Origin of the sequence: Klebsiella sp. SWET4 (genome assembly GCF_024296565.1) — a bacterium.
GTDB lineage: Bacteria > Pseudomonadota > Gammaproteobacteria > Enterobacterales > Enterobacteriaceae > Klebsiella > Klebsiella variicola.
Window position 1 is genome coordinate 191,998 of sequence record NZ_JANCOB010000001.1, and the last position, 15,330, is coordinate 207,327.

Here is a 15,330-nt window from a genome sequence, read left to right on the forward strand (position 1 = left end):
CACGGCATTTTTCAGACCGAGCGTGGTTTGCCGCCGCGTGGGTAGCCGCTGCGCCACCACACGCTTTTAACGCAATTGCGCGCAGGCGCCCGCTATCCGCTGGCAGGCTTGGGTTAGCAGGCCATCTTCTATCGCATACGCAATACGCAAATACCCCGGCATTCCAAACGCGGAGCCGTGTAAAACGGCCACCTGGGTTTGTTCTAATAGCCAGTTCGCCAGCGCGCTGTCGTTGCGAAGGATTTCGCCGCCAGGGGTCATCCGGCCCATGAGCGCCTGGCAGTTAGCAAACACATAGAATGCCCCCTGGGGAGCGGTGGCGCTCAGGCCATCGGTGGCGGCAATCATTCCCAGCACCTGCTGGCGGCGTTTATCTAACACGTTGAGCCAGCCGTCGAAGAAATTGGCTGAGTGGTTAAGCGCTGCGACCGCCGCAGCCTGCGAAATACTGCTGGGGTTGGAGGTGCTTTGTGATTGCAGGATCTGCATGGCGGCAATCAGCCATTGCGGCCCTCCCGCATAGCCCAGACGCCAGCCGGTCATGGCGTGGCTTTTGGACACACCGTTTACCGTCAGGGTACGTGAAACCATCTGCGGGGCGGCCTGGGCAAAAGTGGTAAAAGGGGTATTGTCATAGCGCAGCGGCTCGTAAATATCGTCGGCCATCACCAGCACCTGTGGGTAATCCGCCAGCACCGCAGCCAGGGCACGCAGTTCCTGCTCGCTGTAAATCGCCCCCGTCGGGTTGCCCGGCGAGTTGAGGATCAGCCAGCGCGTTGATGGGGTGAGGGCGGCGGCCAGTTGTTCCGGCGTCAGCTTCCAGCCGTTTTGTTCATCACAGGGCACAATCACCGGTTCGCCATCGGCCAGAGAGACCATATCCGGATACGAGACCCAGTAGGGGGCGGGAATGATGACCTGCTGCCCGGCGTCGAGGGTGGCCAGAAAAGCATTGAAAATAAGCTGCTTGGCGCCACTGCCTGCGATGATCTCTTGCGGACGGTAATGCAACTGATTGTCGCGAGCGAACTTGGCGGCAATGGCCTCCTTTAACGCGGCGGTGCCGGAAACGGCGGTATACTTAGTCTGATGATGCACGATCGCTTCAATGCCCGCATAGCTGATATGGGCCGGGGTAGCAAAATCCAGTTCTCCTTCGCCCAGGTTGATAACCGGCTTGCCTGCGGCTTCCAGTGCCCGTACCTGGTCAGAAATGACCGCTGTCGGTGAAGGGCGTACAGATTGCATACGACGGGCGATTTGACTGTTATTCATAAATCCTCTTTTGTATCTAATGATTCAATTAATACAATTAGGTCCCCAACCTCAGCAGGAAACTCGCCGTGTCACCGATCTTTATTCTCGATAACACCTCTGCGCCCGCTCGCTACGGTATTACCGCCAGCCTGTGGGCTAATCGTCTTGGACTGCCTCTCTGGAGCCTTCGCCCCGACTTCGCCGGCGATGTTCCCGACAGCCATCAGCACGTCATTCGTGCCGGGTACTGCGTGACCAGCGGCCTCTGGCGCAGCGATACGCTGCATGAAGAGGTGCGCGATATCGCCAGCCTGCCTGAGTCAGATGCTGTCATTGTGCTGGCGTCCTCGCAGGCAGCGCTTATCGCCGACCTGCCGGGCCAACGGCTGTTCAGCGATGACCGCAACCAGCGCCTGACGCTCAGCGATGGGCAACATACGGTGCTAGACCTCACCGCCGATCGCTATGGTCGCTGGGATGCCGGGGAGCCATCCTCTGCCGGGACGTCCTTGCGCATCGCGCTGATTGGCCGTGAGTCAGACCACCGTCTGGTCTACCCCGCCACGCTTGGCTCACTGGGTGATGCCGCGGCGTCGCTGGGGCTGAAGCTGGAGGTCCATTTCTTCTCGCCGGTCAGTCTGTCCCCTGGGTTACACGACCTCCACGACGTCCAGGGCGTCGTGTTGCCAGGCGGTTCCTCGATGGCCGCCGTCAAGGGACAAATCCGCGTGGCGGAAGATACGCTTGCCCGCGGACAGCCCACGCTGGGGTTATGCCTGGGAATGCAGAGCATGATGACCGCAGTCGTGCGCCGACGTCCGGGTTGCGAATCAGCCATTCCCGCCGAAGTGGCTCCGGATGAGGCTCTGCACAGCTTTGTTCCCTTTGTCGATGGCCGTCATCGCTGCGGCGTATTCCCTTTTTCCTTCGGGTTGATCCCCGGTAATATCCGCGAAATGCACTACAACCATCGCTACTGCTTTAACACCGACTTATTACCGGCGCTGGATCGCAGCGGGGTCAGCGTCAGTGCGCAAACGGACGATATCGTGGAGGCCATCTCCCAGCCGGAACTGCCGTTCTGGCATGGTGTGCAGGGGCACCCGGAACTGATGTCCCGCCCGGATGCGCCCCATCCGCTGTTCGTCGCCTTTTTACGGGCGGCGCTTAACGCGCCAGCGTAACGCCGCTACGGCTGTCGCTGGCAAGCGCCGACATGACGTGAGTCAGCTCCGCCAGCGCCGCGTCGTCGATCGGTTTTAACGGTGCGCGTACGGTGCCGCCGTTAAAACCGCGCAGCGCCATCGCCGCTTTCACCAGCTGCGGCTGACCATGTTTGCGCGCCAGCGCGCGATACGCGTACCACAGCTGATGCAGATCGCGGGCCGTGGCAGCATCGCCCTGTTCCACGGCCCGGAAGGTATTGATAATCAGCTCCGGCAGCGCGCCGCTGTTGGTGGTGCTGATGCCGTCGAATCCGGCCATCATTGGTCCGAGGAAGGCCAGATCGGAAGCGCAAAACAGGCGCAGACGCCCACGCAGACGGTTGGCAATCTGGTCGATGGCGGTGGGGTTGAGATCGCCCTGTTTGATGCCGACCACGTTGGGGATCTCTGCCAGTTGTTCCAGCAGCGCCGGGGAGAGGGTGATGCCGATGCCCGGCGCGTTGTACACCAGGATGCCGGTTTTGGATAAGGGAGCCATCTCTTTGAAGTAGCTGACGATCTGTTGGTCAGTGATTTCGCTAACAAAGGGCGCGGTCACCATCGGCAGGCCGCCCAGCTCGCTTGCCAGCAGCGTCAGCTCGCGGGCATCGCGCGGGTCGGCGCTGGCGCTGCACAGCATGACCGCCACGCGGTCATCCACACAGGCCATGACTTGATGAAACAGCTCACGGCGTTCTTCGACGGTCATCACCGGGAATTCACCGTAGGTGCCGCCAATCAGCAGACCGTCATAACCCAGACCAATCACGCGTTCAATATTTTCACGTAACGCCGGAAAGTCGATCGCGCCGCTGGCGGTGAACGGGGTGACGGTGATGTTGAAAATACCGCGCAGGCGTTCACGGCATTCATTGATATCTTTCATTTTTCTTTCCTTACAGCAGTGTGAGAGGGCGAGCCAGGGAACCCAACTGACGATATCCGGTTTCGGTCACCACCACGGTTTCACTGACGCCGACGGTAAATTGACCGTAGATCCGCAGAGCCGGTGGAATGTGGAAGGTCATTCCTGGCTGCAGCTCAGTGGTGACGCCACGATACAGACTGAGAATGCCGCCTTCGCCCCAGTCCGGCGCAAAGGCGATACCGATGGAGTAACCGGTGCGTTTTTTGAAGTTTTCGGTGAACCCGGCGCGATCAATCACCTTCTGGCAGGCCAGGTGCGGCGCTTCGCAGGTGGCGCCTGGACGAATGGCATCAAGAGAGGCCTGCAGGGCTTCCTGACACACTTTTTCCATTTCGATGGCGATAGCGGGCGGCCGCCCCAGCCAGGCGGAGCGCATCATCGCGGCGTGGTAGCGGTCGTGAGCCGCTGACATTTCCAGAAATACCGGGTCGTTATCCTGCATCACCCGACGACGCCATGTGCCATGCGGCACGCCGCTGCGTGGGCCGGTCGAGACCAGCGGTTCCATGCCGACATACTCGGAACCGGCGGCAATGGCGGCCCCCATCATCGCCGAGACCAGCGCGTTTTCGTCTGCGCCGCTGCGAATCGCCGCCATGCCCGCGCGCATGCCCGCGTCCACATAGCGCGCTGCGATGGCGATTTTTTCCACCTCCGCCGCCGATTTCACGGCGCGCAGCGGCTCGATGACGCCCGCGGTATCGGCAATGGTGCCGAGCCTGGCCTGCAGGGCTTCATACACGGCAACCGGCAGGAACCAACCGCGTTTGTCCAGCCCAATCCGTTTGTGGAGCCAGCCGCGCTGTTGCAGCATGCCCACCAGGAAATCCACCGGGTTATCGCCATCCTGGTAGATGGCGGCGTCAGAAATAAAGGTGTTGGCGATAAAGTTAAAGTATTCGAGCTGGCGAATCACAAACACCGGATCCCCTTCTACCGGCAGCAACAGCGCCTGGAAGGTGTAATAGCCCGGTGTTTGCTGACCGGTGAGCCAGAAAATGTTTTCCGGGCCGGTAACGATCATGACGTCCACGCCCGCGCGGCTTAAGCGTTCGCGGGTGCGTCGAATGCGTTGCGCATATTCATCAGCGCTAAAGGCGGACTCACTGCCCTGAATCACATTGTTAACATCTTGCATGAGTAAACTCCTGGAGTAAGTGGGCCTGCGCGGCATTAAACTGCACGCCCAGACCGGGTGAGTCATTGACGGTGACCAGGCCATTGCGGTATTCCAGCCCGCTGACGGGATCATCCGTTAAGCCATCGGCGCCATACAGCTCGGCAAATGCCGGTTGCACGACACGACACAGCTGGAGCGCGGCGGCGGTGGCAGCATGGCCTTCATTCATCTGGCCAATCATGAATGGCACGTCGGCGAGTCGCAGCCGGTTGGCGGCGGTCAGCGTCGGCGCAAGGCCACCCAGTTTCACCAGTTTGAGATGCCCCCACAGCGCACCTTTGGCGGCGATCAGCCGGGTGATGGCGGCATCACTGTTGAGGCTTTCGTCGAGCATGATCGGGATGCCGTAGGCGTACAGCTCCGCAAGCTGGCTGTCGTTTGCCGGGCTTAACGGCTGTTCGATGTAGCTGAGCTTCAGCTCGCGCAGAGACGGGAATGCCGCGTGAGCCTGCGCCAGAGACCACTGGCCGTTCACGTCAATCGCCAGCGAAATCTGCTGGCCGAACCGCTGGCGCAGCCGTTGCAGACGGGCCAGGTCGGTAGCGAAATCCGCCACGCCTGTGCGCAACTTCAGCTGGGTGAAACCGCGAACGACATAGCGTTGCGCCTGCTCCAGCATCTGTCTCTCGCTGCCCCAGAACAGGGTCTGGTTGGTGTGCCACGCAGGCAGGCCATCCCGCGCCCCCAGCCAGGCGGCAACGCTTACCCCTTGCTGACGCGCCAGCAGGTCGTGCAAGGCCATATCCAGCACCATGCGCGATGGCGGCAGGAGCGTGCAGTCTTCGTCATCTAGCGCGGCGAGTCGCGCGGCGGGCGCCTGGCGCCAGTCCCAGCGGCGAAGTATCTGAAGCAGGTTGTTCAGCACCTGCTCTTCGCGGTAGCCATGCAGGTAGCGAATGTTGAGCCGCACTTCGCCAATCCCGGTCACCCCCTGGTCTTCCAGACGCAGCCAGAGCGTGTCGAGCGCCGTCACCGGACCAGAGGCAGCGGTATGCAGCGTCACATCGGCGTAATGCAGATCTCCCCGAAAGAGCTGCGCTTTCATAAACCGGGCTCCGGCGGCAGCATGGCGAGCGCAATATCGAGATAGAGGTAGGCCGCTGCGATAAATTCATCGACAGGGACAAATTCATCGGGTTTGTGAGCCACGGCCAGCGAACCGGGGCCAATCACGACGCCTTTTGCGCCCAGCGAACGGAAATGCACCAGGTCACATCCCCCCTGAAAACCAAACGGGCCGGGTTCGCTCTGCCCATGACGGCGACAGGCAGCAAGGCTTTGCTCGACAATGGCTTCGCGGCTGTCGGTTTGCGTCGCGCCGCCGGTAGTGGGCTGCCAGGCGATAATTTCGGCTTCCACACCTGCATGTGCGTATGCGTGGTCGAGCAGTTGCTGCAGTTCGGCTTTGACGACCTCTTCGTCTTCGCCCGGAACCATGCGACGGTCAAGCAGCAGCTCACAGCTGTCTGGCACCACGTTGTCCGCATGGCCGCCGTGGATGCGGGTTACCGTCAGGCTGGCGTTGCCGACCAGATCGTGGCAGCGGCAACGCACCTGCTGGTGGTGGGCTTCTTCAATCAACCCTAACAGGCGCGCTGACTGGTAAATCGCGTTAACCCCCAGCTCCGGCGTACCGGAATGCGCGGTGACGCCTTTAACCCGCACGCGAGGACGTAAGCTGCCTTTGTGGGCGGAGAAGGTGGCATTCGAGGTCGGCTCGCCAATCACCGCGAAATCAATCGCCGGTGGATTATCGCGGACGTAGAATTTCGCCCCTTCGCTGGCGACCTCTTCATCGGCGGTGAACACCCCCATCAATGTGCCGGACCACTGCTGACGGTTGGCAGCCAGCAGACGCAGGGCTTCAACCATCGCCACCAGCGGGCCTTTGGCATCGCAGGCGCCGCGTCCATACAGGCGTCCGTCACGCTCGGTGAGCGTGAAGGGATCGCTGGCCCAGCCGCTGCCCGCCGGAACGGTGTCAAGGTGGGTGTTAAAGGCGAAACACGGCCCCGGTCCATTGTTCAGGATGGCGATAACGTTGGTCCGCCCCGGTGCGTATTCGCTAAAGGAGAGATCGAACCCGGCGGTCAGCAGCCAGCCTTCCAGACATTCGGCGGCTTCGCGCTCATGGCCCGGTGGATTCTCCGTGTTGATGGCAACCAGCGTCGCTAAGTCCTTTTTCATACGAGCGCTGTCAACCTGATAACTGGACATAGGAACTCCGTGATTAATGTAATATTTGCGTCAGGAAGCGCTGCGCGCGGTCGCTGACATGGCCGGCGAAGAAATCGCTGGTGTTGGCGCGATCGATAATTTCGCCGTCTTCCATAAACAGAATCTTGTTAGCGGCCCGACGGGCGAAGCCCATTTCGTGAGTCACCACCATGCTGGTCATGCCTTCTGCGCTAAGCTCCGCCATGACTTCCAGCACTTCACGGATCATCTCCGGGTCGAGGGCGGAAGTGGGTTCGTCGTAGAGCATCAGCTCGGGCTTCATCGCCAGCGCCCGGGCAATCGCCACGCGCTGCTGCTGTCCGCCGGAGAGCTCGTCCGGAAAATGGTCTGCACGTTCGTTGATGCGCACTTTTGCCAGCAGGTTGTCCGCCAGTTTGCGGGCATCAATACGGTTCATTCCCAACACCGTCATCGGGGCCAGCATGATGTTTTCCGCTGCGGTCAGGTGCGAGAACAGCTCGTAGTTCTGGAACACCATGCCAATGCGCTGACGCAGTTTGTGCGCCGGCACATCGCCCCGGCTGATGTGCTGGCTGGCGAAGAACACATCGCCGCTGTCGGCGGGCGAGAGCATGTTGACGCAGCGTAGCAGGGTGGATTTTCCCGAGCCGGACGGGCCAATCAGCACCACGGTTTCTCCGCGTTGCACGGTCAGAGAGCAGTTTTTGAGTACGGTCTGGCGACCAAAAGTCTTATCAATGCCGATCATCTCCAGCAGCGGTTTCTCACTCATGGTTCCTCCCGGACGGTTTTCGGTAATTTAAACAGGCGAGTCAGCCGCTTCTGGCTTTTGCTGCGGCGCTGCCTGGGATCCAGCACGCCTTCCAGCCACGACTGGAAGATCATGAACAGGCTGGTGAGCAGCAGGTAATAGATGCCCGCAGCGCAAAGCGCTTCGAAGTAACGGAAGCTGGCGCTGGCGGCCTGGTTAGCGACCAGCAGCAGTTCCTGAACGGCGATAACCGAGACCAGCGCGCTCGATTTCAGCATGCTGATCATCTGGTTACCCATCGGCGGCAGAACGATGCGTGCGGCCTGAGGCAGAACGATTTTTCGCATGATCTGGCCGTGAGTCATCCCCAGCGCCATGCCGGCGGTGCGCTGGCCGCTTTTCACCGCCTGCAGGCCAGAGCGCAGAATTTCCGCCATGTAGGCGCCTTCATTGAGCGAAAGGGCCAGCACTGCACAGGTAAACGCGGAGAAGCGTAAGCCGAAGCCTGGCAGCACGTTGTAGACAAAGATTATCTGGAACAGCACCGGCGTCCCGCGAAACAGCCACAGGTAGAAAAAGGCCAGCCCTTTCCCGGCGCGAAACGGCGCTTCCTGCAACAGCGCCAACACCAGGCCCAGCACCACGCCACACAACAGTGAGCAGAGGGTAATCAGTAGCGTCATCCACGCACCCCGAATAAATTCGGGGGAGAGGAAGTACTGCCACATTAAATCGATCGACATAGCGTTCTCCGGTTAATGGCAAACGGGTTAGAAAAGGGCAACGGAGTCTGGGAAGTTCCACTTCTTAATCAGTTGCGTGTAGGTGCCATTTTTGACGAGGCTCTGCAGACCTTGCTCCAGCAGGGCCTGGGTTGCGGTATCGCCTTTACGCACGGCAAAGGCGATGTGAGTATTCGCTTCGAACTCGGCGCCAACCGCTTCGAACATGCCGGCTTTTTCGGTAAACAGGGCGACGGTGCCCGGCGTGGAGAGGAACTCGGCATCGGCACGTCCCTGGGCGACGGCCACGGCGGAATCGGTGGCGGCGGGGAACGTCATGACGTTGATGGCCGGTTTTTTGGCCTCCACGCAGCGCTGATTGTCTGCCCGCGCCTGGCTCTCTTCGATCCCGCCGAGCGTCACGGCGATGTTTTTGCCGCAGAGGCTCAGGTCACGTCCGGTGATGTTGGCCGGGTTACCTTTGCGGACCACCACGCGGCTGCCGATTTTCAGATAGGGTACGAAGTCAACCTGCTCGGCACGGGTCGGATTGACGTACATGGCGGAGTTGATGATATCCAGACGTTTACCCTGCAGCGCCGGAATAAGCCCTTTGAATTCCATCGGCATTGGCGCCGGCGTCAGTTGGATCTCTTTGCTTAGCGCGTTGATCAGGTCGATATCGAAGCCGGTAAGCTTGCCTGCTTTCACGTATTCAAAAGGCATGAACGTCGCTGCCGTTCCATAGGTCAGTTGACCCTTGGCGATGGTTTCCACCGCCGCATGGCTGACCAGCGGCAGGGCGGTCAGCGCGAACATCAAAGTACGCACGCGGCGAAACAGAAAAGAATTGCTGGACATAGTCGTCTCCTGGCTAAGGTTTAAATTGAATTTAGTGAGTCAATAAATACAATTATGCGTGTGAAAAAACGTCTCATTCTGGTGCGTGTTGCACGTTAACCGTGCACTCCTTGCTTTACTTTGCTGCGTTTTGTTGGTCGTGATATTGTATATATCGACCACAACAATGCATTTCAGGGAATCGTGAATTCATGCAGCCTGACTCCACTGCGAGCAGTCGCCGGATAGCCCGGCAAATACTCGACCTGATATCTGAAGCAAGATTCGATCCAGGTCATCATTTACGTGAGCAACATCTTGCCGATGCGTTGGGTGTTTCGCGTACGCCGGTACGTGCCGGGCTCAAGGAACTGACCCGCATGGGGGCGGTTGAAGCGCGGCCAAACCAGGGTTTTTTCCTGCTTAAACGCAGTAATGAGCTGGATCAGCTGGAGATTGAGCAGTCCAAGAGCAATGACCAGAAGTTGTACGAGCAACTGGTCCATGACCGCATTGCAGGTATCCTGCCGGAATCCTTTACCCAGACCGAAATCAGCCAGCGCTATGATGTTGATCGCGGCGTGCTGACCCGTACGCTGGTGAAGCTATCGGAGGATGGCCTGATTGCCCGCAATGCAGGGCATGGCTGGCGCTTTCTGCAAACCCTGAACTCCGATATCGCTCTGCGCAATAGCTACGGTTTTCGCCTGATGATTGAACCGATGGCGTTGCTGACGCCCAACCTGCATGTTGACCGGCAGATGCTTAAACGTCTGCGCGCCCGGCATCTGAGACTCATCACCCACCCGGACATTACGCAGGTCCCGGCCAAAGAGATTTTCGAAACCGATGCGGCGTTTCATGAGTTGCTGGCAGAGGCCAGCGGCAACCTGTTTGTATTACAGGCTATTCAGCAGCAAAACCGGCTGCGCCGCCTGCTGGAATTTGGTAGCTATCACAATAAGCGTCGCGTAAAAGAGTGGTGCGAAGAGCACGTTGCCATCATTGATGCCCTGCGAGAGAACAAACAGGAACAGGCGGCAGAGTTGATGAGAAAACACCTGCAATACGCGTTTGACCAGGTCAATGTAAAAAGCCCCCGCGTATAACTGGCATCACTATTGCACATAATGATCCTGAAAATACAATCAGGAGCATTTATGAATTTGCAGATACAACAGCGTGTGGCACTGGTTTGCGGTGCGGGAAGTGGCCTTGGACAGGCTATCGCCTGCTCGCTGGCGCAGGAAGGCGTGAAGGTCGCCGTGACAGGCCGCAACAGAGAGAAGCTGGCGCAAACGGTGGAACGCATCACTCAGCTGGGCGGTACCGCCCGCGCCTGGCCGCTGGATTTTGCCGTCCCGGAACAGTTTGATACGGTCATCGCCGATATCCGCGAGCACTGGGGCGACATCGATATTCTGGTCAATAATTCCGGTGGCCCACCGCCCACGCTGGCACAGGGGACGGACGGCGCCGTCTGGCAACAGCAATTTTCAGTGATGGTCGCCTCGTTAATCCAGCTCACCGATAAACTACTGCCCGCCATGCGCAGCCGTGGCTGGGGACGCATTATTACCTCCACCTCGTCCGGTGTGATTGCCCCGATTCCGGGTCTCGCCCTGTCGAATGCGCTGCGCATGAGCTTACTCGGCTGGTCGAAAACCCTTGCCGCTGAAGTGGCGGCCGACGGCGTCACGGTGAATGTGATGGTGCCTGGGCGCATTGCTACCGACCGGGTGGGTCAGCTGGATGCTATCAAGGCGAAACGGGAACATTCCACTGCGGAAGCGGTCGCGGAGAAGAGTCGTCTGAGCATTCCGGCGGGACGTTATGGCCACCCCCATGAGTACGGCGCTACCGCTGCCTTTTTGGCAAGCCAGCCTGCCAGCTACATTACCGGGGCGGTGATCCGGGTCGATGGCGGATTGATTGGTTCGGTTTAGTGGGGAGTCGCGTGCAATGCCAGTCGCTGGTGTCGTTGACTGGCATTCACGCCTCTCTCGCGCTCATTCAGAATGAGGTGTTAACTATTGCGTACCGGGTGCGGGACAGGACGCCAGACCGGTTATCTTGTTTCTTCCCGCGTTGATGATCCCTGATGGTTCACCATGAAAAGTGCTGAAAGGGTGAGCAGTATGGCGCCGCTGATCAGTATCCACCCGGCGTGCTGAAAGGCGGCTAAGCTACCCTGCGTATGCGCCAGTCTGACGTAGCACGCCGTCACCAGGGCCGCGCCAGCCATCGCGCCAACACGCTGCAGGATGTTGAGAATCGGTGCTGCATCAGAAACATGACGGGTACCCGCCATCGCCAGGCCTGCCGCCATCGCCGGCACTGTCGCAAGGGCTAAACCGAACCCTCTGATAGCGAGTGCGCTACCGACCAGGAGGTAGCTACTGCCTCCATCAATCATGGCCAGCGGCCATGTCGCTAACACCGAGATCAAGCCGCCAACGATCAGCACCACGCGAGGACCCAGCCGGTCTGAGAAATAACCGGCGACCGGGAATCCTGTGGCAGAACCGATTAACTGCGGGGTAAGGAGCAAACCCACATCAGCCAGTGCTTCATGGCAAACGTCGCGGAAATACAACGGGAGCAGGAACTGTCCACCAAAATTCACCGCACCTCCGATAGCCATCAGCAACGCCGATAATGTGAAGCCACGATGTTTGAAAAGGCTGAGATGAAGTAAAGGCGAGTCAATGCGAAAAGAGCGAAAGATAAACAAGCCGATAAACAGTGCGCCCACGCTGAGTAAGATAATGTTCCCGCTATTTTCACCACTATTCAGGCTGACGCCTTTAATACCCTCCATGAGCAGGGGAAGGCTACAAAGAATCAGTATTAACCCCATCCAGTCCAGGGAGAGCGGCTTATCATTTTTTATTGTCGGGCGAGGGAGTAATTTCCATCCCGCAAGCCAGGCACAGAGAGATAAGGGGACATTAATAAAAAACAAGACTCGCCATCCGCAGACCTGAAGCAGCACGGCCCCCAGAGACGTTCCCAGTAAGGGCGCAATGACGATAGCCACGCCTATCGTACCAATGATCCGCCCGAGGCGCTCACGACCGACCACCAGACCCAGGATCGTCTGCCCGGCCGGCACGAGTAACCCGCCTGCCAGACCTTGCATTATTCTGGCGGTGAGCAGCACCTCGATATTCGGGGATAACGCGCAAACTGCCGAGAAAACACCAAATAAAATAAGTGCATAGAGCCAAAGTTGGGTGGCGCCAAACCGTTTTACCGCCCATGCGCTAACCGGAACGCCTGCGGCCAGCGCCATGAGGTACGCGGTGGCTATCCACTGGATGGAGGCGTCCGTCACCCCAAGGCCGTTTGCCATGGTCGGAAGCGCAGCACTGAGCATGGTGGATGAGAGCATGGTAGCGAATGCACCAAGGGTGATGATGGCGGCTTGCATCCACAAAACCGGCGGGATGGCATTGATGGGGCCAGCATGGTTTGTTTTCTTTACCTGCGTATCTCGATTGATATTCATGGGATGACCTTTAGGTGCGATGCGTTAAAAATCTATCATTGATCAATTTTTCTATCAATGATAGATTTATTTTCATCAATGGCGCCGGTAGGCTCCTGGTCAGGAGAAGATCTCTTTTCATCTACCACGGGCTCGGTTGGATGCATTAACAACAGGATGAACACCATGGCTAAAATTCAGCGGGATCAGGTCATTAATGCTGCATTAGCACTCTTAGATGAAGTCGGGCTGGAAGCGATAACGACGCGAAAGCTGGCGCAAAAGCTGGGGGTAGAATCCGCAACGCTGTACTGGCATTTCAGGAACAAGGCCAGCTTACTGGAAGAGATGGCCGCAACTGTTTTGGCCAGGCACCATTCGCTTCCGCTGGCTGAAGACACGGCCGAGTGGGCAGACTGGCTGGCAAATAACGCGCGCAGTTTCCGCCGCGCGCTTCTCGCTCATCGGGATGGCGCACTGCTCCATGCGGGGACAACACCGGCGCGGGTAGGAGGGGAAACGTTCTACCCAAAGGTGGCTTACCTTATGCGGGCCGGCTTTTCTGAGGCTGAAGCCGCAATGATATTACTCACTATTAGCGAATATACCCTGGGATGCGTATTGGAGGAGCAGTCTCGTACAGACAGACATGATGATGAAAGATTGTCTACACCCTCAACAGAAATCAGTCGTATCGATGGGCTTACCCACCAACATCCGGATACGTGTTTTGAGTTCGGTCTGTCTTTGATCATGAAGGGGTTATTAAAATAACTCGTTCCAGATTTCAGCTATTGCGACAGCGTTTTAATGATTTTATATCCGGATCGTTATTCTCCGGACATCCTGAACGGTGACCTCCCGATGGCGGGAGGGTGATTTGTTCATGGCGCAAGAATCACCGCAGCGTCGGGGGATCAGGATCCCGTTTTATATTGATTAAAAAAATGCAACAACGCGTCGGGTGTCTCGTCCCCAAAGAGAATGCCTGCCATTGCCTGCGCGTCGTTGGCCGCACTTTCGACGCGGATAAACATCTGTTCTTCATAAGCGGACAGCGCGGCTTCAGGATTATCTGCATTGGCCGCAATCGCGAGTCCCAGCTCAGCGCCATCCTCTAACGCGAGATTAGCGCCTTCGCCGAACGGCAGCATAAGATGCGCGGCGTCGCCCAACAGCGTTACGCCTGCTGTTCGCGGCCATCGAAGTCCGGGAGGTAAAAAGTGAATAGGGCGCAATACGGGCTCACCATCACCCTCCGTAATCAATGTTTGCAGTGGATGCGCCCAGCCATCGAATTCATCGACTATGCGTTGCACGTCAACCTGTGCATTAGCGGACGTCACGTCAGCGAACCAGGCCTGGGGTTGGCACAGAGCAATGTAAACGTGGATCACGCCGCCAGGCTCCCGGTGCGCCATGATACCCTTGCCTGGCGAGAGCGCAAAAAATGAGCCGCGGCCTACTGCTTGCGCGCAAGCCAGATGATCAGTATCAACGTGACTAAGCCAGCGCTCGACATACGAAAATCCCGCATAGGCAGGGACAGCATCGGTGACCAGAGCGCGGACACGCGACCAGGCACCATCTGCGCCCACCACCAGGGAGACCCTGGTGGTGGCGCCATCCGTAAAGTACAAACTATGCGTGCCGTCATCATGGGGGACGATATCTGCCACTTTACGGCCCCATTGCACGGTGTCCGCAGGAAGCGACTCCAGCAGCAGCGTGCGAAGCGCGCCGCGAGAGACTTCTGGTCGGCCGCCCAAACCATCATCGAACTGCTCGAACAATACGTTGCCCTCTTTATCGAGTACGCGCGTGGATTGACCACCAGGAAGAATAAGGGCCCGGAAGGCATCGTACAGGCCTGCCGCTATCAGCGCCCGCTGGCCATTATGATCGTGGATATCCAGCAAGCCACCTTGTGGGCGGGCCTCGGGAGAGGCTTCAGCTTCGTAGACCACAGAGGAAATGCCGTGAACATGTAAAACACGTGCGAGCATGAGGCCGCCGAGTCCTGCTCCGACGATGGCAATGGATGAGGTCATTTTTTCGCTCCAGGTAAGGTATGGCGGGTGTCGTTGTCCGGCTGTTCCTGGTTTCGATACCGCACGAATAAGGGGAGTGGACGTGAAATCTCATCCCGGGGACCAACGGAAGCCTGAGGGTATGCTGAGCGGTATTGCCCATAATGTTCCCGGACAATTGGGGGCCGGGCCCCCCGCCTGACTCTCCTCTCTGCGCTCAGCTTACACTTAGACGAGTAAGGTTCTCTATATTGACCATTGCTGGTTAATCGTCAAGGCCGTCATTCAATACCCCTTCAGCGGACGCCTGCCTGTGGCCATGGTCACCGAACTTCACCCACTCAGGTTAAACGACGTCGATGACGCGGATCCCTCTGTTTTTCGCCATCTTTATGCACTCCGCCGTATCTTCTCCGCCAGGAAAAGCCAGCAGTACGTCAGGGCGGCTATCTTCCAGCATAAACAAATTGCGCCTTGTCTCTGCATATTTTCCGTGCAGCGCCCAGTTTGCCGGGTAGCGGATCACGTGAACGTCGATCCCGCGCGCCCAGTTTTCTATCGCGCCGCCCAGCGCCTGGTGCCCTCCGTGAATCAAAACGTTAATCGTCTGTGTACGGGCATAGAGATCCAGCACATGGGTGATGGTATGGGTGTCGGCATAAAACCGACCCGAGCAGATTAACACTCGCATTTTTTGTACCTTAACGTTGCTTGCCTTGAAAAGGATC

At 58.3% G+C, this 15,330-nt stretch carries 15 protein-coding genes; 4 read left to right on the top strand and 11 right to left on the bottom strand.

The features are described 5' to 3' along the window. Positions 1 to 66: 66 nt before the first annotated feature. Positions 67 to 1,275: a pyridoxal phosphate-dependent aminotransferase gene (locus NKJ21_RS01120; RefSeq protein ID WP_043875491.1), complete on the bottom strand. Its 1,209-nt coding sequence runs from the start codon at positions 1,273 to 1,275 to the stop codon at positions 67 to 69. Between the two features lie 68 nt (positions 1,276 to 1,343). Here NKJ21_RS01120 and NKJ21_RS27730 point away from each other — a divergent pair, with 68 nt between their 5' ends. Beyond that, positions 1,344 to 2,441: a hypothetical protein gene (locus NKJ21_RS27730; RefSeq protein ID WP_049010402.1), complete on the top strand. Its 1,098-nt coding sequence runs from the start codon at positions 1,344 to 1,346 to the stop codon at positions 2,439 to 2,441. On the opposite strand, the gene NKJ21_RS01130 is transcribed toward NKJ21_RS27730, so the two are convergent. The 7 genes from NKJ21_RS01130 to NKJ21_RS01160 are packed head-to-tail and all read right to left on the bottom strand — an operon-like array spanning position 2,425 to position 9,103. Further along, positions 2,425 to 3,348, bottom strand: a complete 924-nt coding sequence (locus NKJ21_RS01130; RefSeq protein WP_023297410.1) for a dihydrodipicolinate synthase family protein — start codon at positions 3,346 to 3,348, stop codon at positions 2,425 to 2,427. The two genes, NKJ21_RS27730 and NKJ21_RS01130, sit on opposite strands and share 17 nt — an antisense overlap. A gap of 10 nt (positions 3,349 to 3,358) precedes the next feature. Continuing rightward, positions 3,359 to 4,528 carry a Xaa-Pro peptidase family protein gene (locus tag NKJ21_RS01135; protein WP_016160709.1) on the bottom strand — a complete coding sequence of 390 codons (1,170 nt, stop codon included), beginning with the start codon at positions 4,526 to 4,528 and terminating at the stop codon, positions 3,359 to 3,361. Next, positions 4,515 to 5,615 (bottom strand): mandelate racemase/muconate lactonizing enzyme family protein, encoded by a 1,101-nt coding sequence (locus NKJ21_RS01140; protein WP_254732651.1) that lies wholly within the window; start codon positions 5,613 to 5,615, stop codon positions 4,515 to 4,517. The genes NKJ21_RS01135 and NKJ21_RS01140 overlap by 14 nt, the downstream gene beginning before the upstream one ends. Continuing rightward, positions 5,612 to 6,787 (bottom strand): M20 family metallopeptidase, encoded by a 1,176-nt coding sequence (locus NKJ21_RS01145; RefSeq protein ID WP_049154942.1) that lies wholly within the window; start codon positions 6,785 to 6,787, stop codon positions 5,612 to 5,614. Before NKJ21_RS01145 ends, NKJ21_RS01140 begins: the two co-directional genes overlap by 4 nt. A 13-nt stretch (positions 6,788 to 6,800) precedes the next feature. Further along, entirely contained in the window at positions 6,801 to 7,541 is a 741-nt protein-coding gene (locus NKJ21_RS01150) for an amino acid ABC transporter ATP-binding protein (protein WP_012968502.1), read from the bottom strand. Then, positions 7,538 to 8,263 carry an amino acid ABC transporter permease gene (locus NKJ21_RS01155; RefSeq protein WP_023322396.1) on the bottom strand — a complete coding sequence of 242 codons (726 nt, stop codon included), beginning with the start codon at positions 8,261 to 8,263 and terminating at the stop codon, positions 7,538 to 7,540. The genes NKJ21_RS01150 and NKJ21_RS01155 overlap by 4 nt, the downstream gene beginning before the upstream one ends. 27 nt (positions 8,264 to 8,290) lie before the next feature. Next, positions 8,291 to 9,103 carry an ABC transporter substrate-binding protein gene (locus NKJ21_RS01160; protein ID WP_016160714.1) on the bottom strand — a complete coding sequence of 271 codons (813 nt, stop codon included), beginning with the start codon at positions 9,101 to 9,103 and terminating at the stop codon, positions 8,291 to 8,293. A gap of 191 nt (positions 9,104 to 9,294) precedes the next feature. Here NKJ21_RS01160 and NKJ21_RS01165 point away from each other — a divergent pair, with 191 nt between their 5' ends. Together NKJ21_RS01165 and NKJ21_RS01170 are read left to right on the top strand one after the other, a co-directional pair. After that, the gene (locus tag NKJ21_RS01165; RefSeq protein ID WP_012542124.1) at positions 9,295 to 10,191 is read left to right on the top strand and encodes a GntR family transcriptional regulator; all 897 of its coding nucleotides are present in this window, start codon (positions 9,295 to 9,297) and stop codon (positions 10,189 to 10,191) included. Between the two features lie 51 nt (positions 10,192 to 10,242). After that, complete coding sequence (locus tag NKJ21_RS01170; protein WP_012542123.1) at positions 10,243 to 11,028, top strand: SDR family oxidoreductase; 786 nt, start codon at positions 10,243 to 10,245, stop codon at positions 11,026 to 11,028. A gap of 122 nt (positions 11,029 to 11,150) precedes the next feature. On the opposite strand, the gene NKJ21_RS01175 is transcribed toward NKJ21_RS01170, so the two are convergent. Beyond that, the gene (locus tag NKJ21_RS01175; protein ID WP_023339967.1) at positions 11,151 to 12,593 is read right to left on the bottom strand and encodes a DHA2 family efflux MFS transporter permease subunit; all 1,443 of its coding nucleotides are present in this window, start codon (positions 12,591 to 12,593) and stop codon (positions 11,151 to 11,153) included. Positions 12,594 to 12,758: 165 nt separating this feature from the next. Between NKJ21_RS01175 and NKJ21_RS01180 the strand changes: the two genes are divergently transcribed. Continuing rightward, a complete protein-coding gene (locus NKJ21_RS01180; RefSeq protein WP_254732653.1) occupies positions 12,759 to 13,346 on the top strand; it encodes a TetR/AcrR family transcriptional regulator C-terminal domain-containing protein in 588 nt (195 codons plus the stop codon). A 143-nt stretch (positions 13,347 to 13,489) separates the two neighbouring features. Here NKJ21_RS01180 and NKJ21_RS01185 read toward each other — a convergent pair whose 3' ends face one another. Continuing rightward, a complete protein-coding gene (locus NKJ21_RS01185; protein ID WP_204364569.1) occupies positions 13,490 to 14,623 on the bottom strand; it encodes an NAD(P)/FAD-dependent oxidoreductase in 1,134 nt (377 codons plus the stop codon). 325 nt (positions 14,624 to 14,948) lie between these two features. Continuing rightward, entirely contained in the window at positions 14,949 to 15,293 is a 345-nt protein-coding gene (locus NKJ21_RS01190; protein ID WP_008807658.1) for an SLOG family protein, read from the bottom strand. Positions 15,294 to 15,330: the final 37 nt, after the last annotated feature.

Coding starts and splice junctions, on each gene's coding strand:
- NKJ21_RS01120 (WP_043875491.1), bottom strand. CDS start 1,275: ATGAATAACAGTCAAATCGCCCGTCGTATGCAATCTGTACGCCCTTCA.
- NKJ21_RS01170 (WP_012542123.1), top strand. CDS start 10,243: ATGAATTTGCAGATACAACAGCGTGTGGCACTGGTTTGCGGTGCGGGA.
- NKJ21_RS01155 (WP_023322396.1), bottom strand. CDS start 8,263: ATGTCGATCGATTTAATGTGGCAGTACTTCCTCTCCCCCGAATTTATT.
- NKJ21_RS01145 (WP_049154942.1), bottom strand. CDS start 6,787: ATGTCCAGTTATCAGGTTGACAGCGCTCGTATGAAAAAGGACTTAGCG.
- NKJ21_RS01165 (WP_012542124.1), top strand. CDS start 9,295: ATGCAGCCTGACTCCACTGCGAGCAGTCGCCGGATAGCCCGGCAAATA.
- NKJ21_RS01135 (WP_016160709.1), bottom strand. CDS start 4,528: ATGCAAGATGTTAACAATGTGATTCAGGGCAGTGAGTCCGCCTTTAGC.
- NKJ21_RS01140 (WP_254732651.1), bottom strand. CDS start 5,615: ATGAAAGCGCAGCTCTTTCGGGGAGATCTGCATTACGCCGATGTGACG.
- NKJ21_RS01130 (WP_023297410.1), bottom strand. CDS start 3,348: ATGAAAGATATCAATGAATGCCGTGAACGCCTGCGCGGTATTTTCAAC.
- NKJ21_RS01185 (WP_204364569.1), bottom strand. CDS start 14,623: ATGACCTCATCCATTGCCATCGTCGGAGCAGGACTCGGCGGCCTCATG.
- NKJ21_RS01150 (WP_012968502.1), bottom strand. CDS start 7,541: ATGAGTGAGAAACCGCTGCTGGAGATGATCGGCATTGATAAGACTTTT.
- NKJ21_RS01160 (WP_016160714.1), bottom strand. CDS start 9,103: ATGTCCAGCAATTCTTTTCTGTTTCGCCGCGTGCGTACTTTGATGTTC.
- NKJ21_RS01175 (WP_023339967.1), bottom strand. CDS start 12,593: ATGAATATCAATCGAGATACGCAGGTAAAGAAAACAAACCATGCTGGC.
- NKJ21_RS01190 (WP_008807658.1), bottom strand. CDS start 15,293: ATGCGAGTGTTAATCTGCTCGGGTCGGTTTTATGCCGACACCCATACC.
- NKJ21_RS01180 (WP_254732653.1), top strand. CDS start 12,759: ATGGCTAAAATTCAGCGGGATCAGGTCATTAATGCTGCATTAGCACTC.